This is a genomic window from Cellulomonas sp. B6 (genome assembly GCF_001462455.1).
In the GTDB taxonomy this organism is placed as follows: domain Bacteria; phylum Actinomycetota; class Actinomycetes; order Actinomycetales; family Cellulomonadaceae; genus Cellulomonas.
On the sequence record NZ_LNTD01000214.1, the window covers coordinates 1 to 4,125 of the forward strand.

The following is a 4,125-nucleotide window of genomic DNA, read 5'->3' on the forward strand; positions in this document are numbered from 1 at the left end:
GGCGCGGGGGTGCGGGCTCACCGCGGCAGGCCCGCCGCGACGAGCGTGCCGACCTGCTCGACCGCCCACGGGTTCTGCAGCGACGTCGTGTCGCCGAGCGTCGTGCCCTCGACGAGCTGCGCGAGCAGGCGCCGCATGATCTTGCCCGAGCGGGTCTTGGGGACCTCGGGCACGACCAGCACGTGGCGCGGACGGGCGACGGGGCCGATCTCGTGGGCCACGTGCGCGCGCAGCTCGTCGCGCAGCGCGTGCGTCGCCGCGAGCCACGCGTCGACGTCGTCGACCGGCCCGGGTGCGGCGCTCGGCACGACGAACGCCGCGATGGCCTGGCCCGTGACCGGGTCGCTGACGCCCGCGACGCCGGCCTCGCCGACGGCCGGGTGCGCGACGAGCGCCGACTCGACCTCGATGGTCGACAGGCGGTGCCCCGAGACGTTGATGACGTCGTCGATGCGACCGAGCAGCCACACGTACCGGTCCTCGTCGTACGACGCGCCGTCGCCCGCGAGGAAGTACCCGCCGTGCTCGCCGTGGCCGGCGAACCGCCGCCAGTACGCGTCGAGGTAGCGCTGCGGGTCGCGCCACACGGTGCGCGCCATGCCGGGCCAGGGCCGCGTGACGACGAGGAACCCGCCCTGCCCGGGGGCGACCTCGGCGCCGTCCTCGCCGACGACCTTCGCCGCGATGCCGGGCAGCGGGCGCGTGGCCGAGCCGGGCTTGAGCGTCGTCACCCCGGGGACCGGCGCGATCATCGCGGCGCCCGTCTCCGACTGCCACCACGTGTCGACGACGGGGGCCTCGTCGCGGCCGAACGTGCGCCGGAACCACACCCACGCCTCGGGGTTGATCGCCTCGCCGACGGTGCCCAGCAGGCGGATGCTCGACAGGTCGTGCCCGCCGGGCAGGTCGTCGCCGAACCACGTCATGAACGTGCGGATGAGCGTGGGGGCCGTGTAGTACGTCGTGACGCCGTAGCGCTCGACGACCTCGAGGTGGCGCTCGCGGTGCGGCGTGTCGGGCGTGCCCTCGTAGATCACCTGCGTCACGCCGTTGGCGAGCGGCCCGTAGATCTCGTACGTGTGCGCCGTGACCCACGCGAGGTCGGCGGTGCACCAGTGCACGTCGTCGTCCTTGACGTCGAACACGGCCCAGTGGGACCACGCGGCGTGCGTGAGGTACCCGCCGGACGTGTGGACCAGCCCCTTCGGCCTGCCCGTGGTGCCCGAGGTGTAGATGACGAACAGCGGGTGCTCGGCGTCGAACGACGCCGCCTCGTGGACGTCGGGCTGGCGGTCGACCACGTCGTGCCACCAGACGTCGCGCCCGGGGGTCCACGCGACGTCCTGGCCCGTGCGGCGCACGACCAGCACGTGCTCGACGTGGTCGAGCCCGGCGACGGCCTCGTCGGCGGCGGACTTGACCTCGACGGCGGCGCCGCGGCGGAACTGCCCGTCGCTCGTGACGAGCACCTTCGCCTCGGTGTCCTGCACCCGGAAGCGCACGGCCTCGGCCGAGAACCCGCCGAACACGAGCGAGTGCACGGCGCCGATCCGTGCGATCGCGAGCGTCACGACGACGGTCTCGGCGATCACCGGCAGGTAGACCACGACGCGGTCGCCGGGTCCGACGCCGAGCTCGGTGAGCGCGTGCGCGGCCTGCGCGACCTCGCGCTGCAGCTGCGCGTAGGTGATCGACCGGCGGTCGCCGCGCTCGCCCTCGACGTGCAGCGCGACCTTGTCGCCGCGGCCCTCCTCGACGTGCCGGTCCACGCAGTTGACCGCGACGTTGAGGCGGCCGCCGACGAACCAGCGCGCCTCGGGGACCGTGAGCTCGTCCTCGGCCCCGCCGGCTACGGCCACCGGCGGGGCCCACGTGTGCGCGGTGTGCCACGGCTCGTCCCAGCGCAGGCGCCGCGCGGCCTCCTCCCAGAACGCGACCGGGTCGGCCTCGGCGCGGGCCCAGTCCTCGGGCCGCACGTTCGAGGTCGCCGCGAGGCCGGCGGGGGCGGGGTAGGTGCGCGTCTCGGTCTGCAGCGCGGTGAGCGTGGTCACGCGAACCTCCGTAGCAGCTGCTTCTCGGCGACGGCGAGCACCGAGTCGGTGAGCTTGCCGATGACCGCGAGCAGCACGATGGCGAGCAGGATCCGGTCGACCCGCCCGTTGTTCTGCGAGTCGGTGAGCAGGAAGCCCAGACCCATCGAGGACGCGATGAGCTCGGCCGCGACGAGGAAGAGCCACGCCTGCGCGAGCCCGAGCCGCAGCCCGGACATCACCGAGGGCAGCACCGCGGGCAGCTGCACCGAGCGGAAGAGCCCGGCCCCGCGCAGGCCGAACGCGCGCCCCGCCTCGACGAGGTGCGGGTCGACGTGGCGCAGGGCCGCCGCGACCGTCGTGTAGACGGGGAAGAACGCCCCGATCGCGATGAGCGTGACCTTCGAGTCCTCGCCGATCTTCATCCAGAGGATGAGCAGCGGGACCCACGCGAGCGACGGCACGGCGCGCAGCGCGGCGAGCGTCGGGGCGAGCAGCACGTCGCCCGCGCGTGACAGGCCCACGAGCGCGGCGACGACGAGCGCGACGAGCGCACCCACCGCGAACCCGATCACGACGCGCTGCACCGAGATGGCGACGTGCGTGCCGAGCTCGCCGCGCTCCTGCAGGTCGACCGCCGCCGCCCACACCGACGCCGGGCTCGGCAGCTGGTACGGCGCGACGAGCCCGGCGCTCGTCACGTGCTGCCAGGCTGCGAGCAGCAGCACGGGCAGCAGCGCCCCGCCGACCACGCGCGTGGCGCGCCGAGACCAGAACCCCGACGACGCGGCGCGCGCGGGCCCGCGGTCGTGGGGGTTGAGCGCGCGGTGCGGGCGTCCGGCCGCGTCGGTGACGGGTCCGGTGCCGGGGGAGCCGGGGACGGTCACGAGGACCGGGGCCGCGGTCGGTGCGTCGGGCATGGGGTCTCCTGGGGGACGAGGAGCGGTGCGGAGGGTGGCGCCCGCCCGGGCGTGCCGGGCGGGCGCCGCGGTGGTCGTCAGCCCGCGACGTTCGCGGGGTCGGCCTTCTCGGCGAACGTCGGCTCGAAGAGCTCGTCGAGCGCGGTGTCGATGGTCTTCTGGTCGGCGACGTCACCCGACTCGACGAAGATCGGGCCGACGACCTCGAGGACCTGACGCTGCGCGTCGCCCGGCACGGGGTCGATCGCGAGGTTCGTGCGCTCGACGACGACCTTCTGCGCCACGGCCGGGTCGATGCCCGCGACCTCGGCGAGGATCTCGACGACCTCCTCGGGGTTCTCCTGCGCCCACGCGCGCGCCTTCTCGTACGCGTCGACCACGACCTGCGCGACGTCGGGGCTCGCGTCGAGGAAGTCCTGCGTCGCGTTGAGGAACCCGTAGGTGTTGAAGTCGATGTTGCGGTAGATCAGCCGCGTGCCCGACTCGGCCTCGCTCGCGGCCATGATCGGGTCGAGGCCCGACCACGCGGCGACCGACCCCTGCTCGAGCGCGGTGCGGCCGTCGGCGTGCTGCAGGTTCTGCACCTCGACCTGGTCGAGCGGGACGCCGGCCGCGTCGAGGGACTGCAGCAGGAAGAAGTACGGGTCGGTGCCCTTGGTCGCGGCCACGGACTTCCCGGCCATGTCGGCCACCGACGTGATGTCGGAGTCGGCGGGCACGACGATCGCCGCCCACTCGGGCTGGGAGTAGATGTCGATCGTGCGGATCGGGGAGCCGTTGGAGCGCGCGAGCAGCGCGGCCGAGCCCGCGGTCGAGGCGACGTCGACGGCGCCGGCGCGCAGGGCCTCGTTCGCCTTGTTCGACCCGGCCGACTGCAGCCAGTTCACGGTGACGTCGTCGCCGAACGTCTCCTCGAGCCAGCCCTGGTCCTTGATGACCAGGCTCAGGGGGTTGTAGGTCGCGAAGTCGATGTCGAGCGTGTCGGTGCTCCAGGCGCTGCCCTCGGCGGGCGTGCCGGCGGCGGCGGGAGCGGTGCCCTCACCGGCGACGCAGCCGGTCAGCGCCAGGGCGGTCGCGAGGGCCAGCGCGGTGGCGGAGACGGCGGTGCGGATGCTCATCGTCGGTTCTCATCTCGGGGGGAGCGGGGCCGGGGTCCGGCCGGGTGGGTGGTGCGG

General features: G+C 74.3%; 3 protein-coding genes. All 3 read right to left on the reverse strand.

Translation table 11 applies throughout. The features are described 5' to 3' along the window. Nucleotides 1–17: 17 nt before the first annotated feature. A complete protein-coding gene (gene acs / locus ATM99_RS16165) occupies nucleotides 18–2,051 on the reverse strand; it encodes an acetate--CoA ligase (RefSeq protein WP_062103871.1) in 2,034 nt (677 codons plus the stop codon). Next, nucleotides 2,048–2,950, reverse strand: a complete 903-nt coding sequence (locus ATM99_RS16170; protein ID WP_062103872.1) for an ABC transporter permease — start codon at nucleotides 2,948–2,950, stop codon at nucleotides 2,048–2,050. The genes acs and ATM99_RS16170 overlap by 4 nt, the downstream gene beginning before the upstream one ends. 77 nt (nucleotides 2,951–3,027) lie before the next feature. Beyond that, nucleotides 3,028–4,068 carry an aliphatic sulfonate ABC transporter substrate-binding protein gene (locus tag ATM99_RS16175; RefSeq protein ID WP_062103873.1) on the reverse strand — a complete coding sequence of 347 codons (1,041 nt, stop codon included), beginning with the start codon at nucleotides 4,066–4,068 and terminating at the stop codon, nucleotides 3,028–3,030. Between the last annotated feature and the right edge of the window lie 57 nt (nucleotides 4,069–4,125).

Excerpts from the sequence above, each read along its gene's own strand:
- ATM99_RS16170 (WP_062103872.1), bottom strand. The coding sequence starts at position 2,950 with ATGCCCGACGCACCGACCGCGGCCCCGGTCCTCGTGACCGTCCCCGGC.
- ATM99_RS16175 (WP_062103873.1), bottom strand. The coding sequence starts at position 4,068 with ATGAGCATCCGCACCGCCGTCTCCGCCACCGCGCTGGCCCTCGCGACC.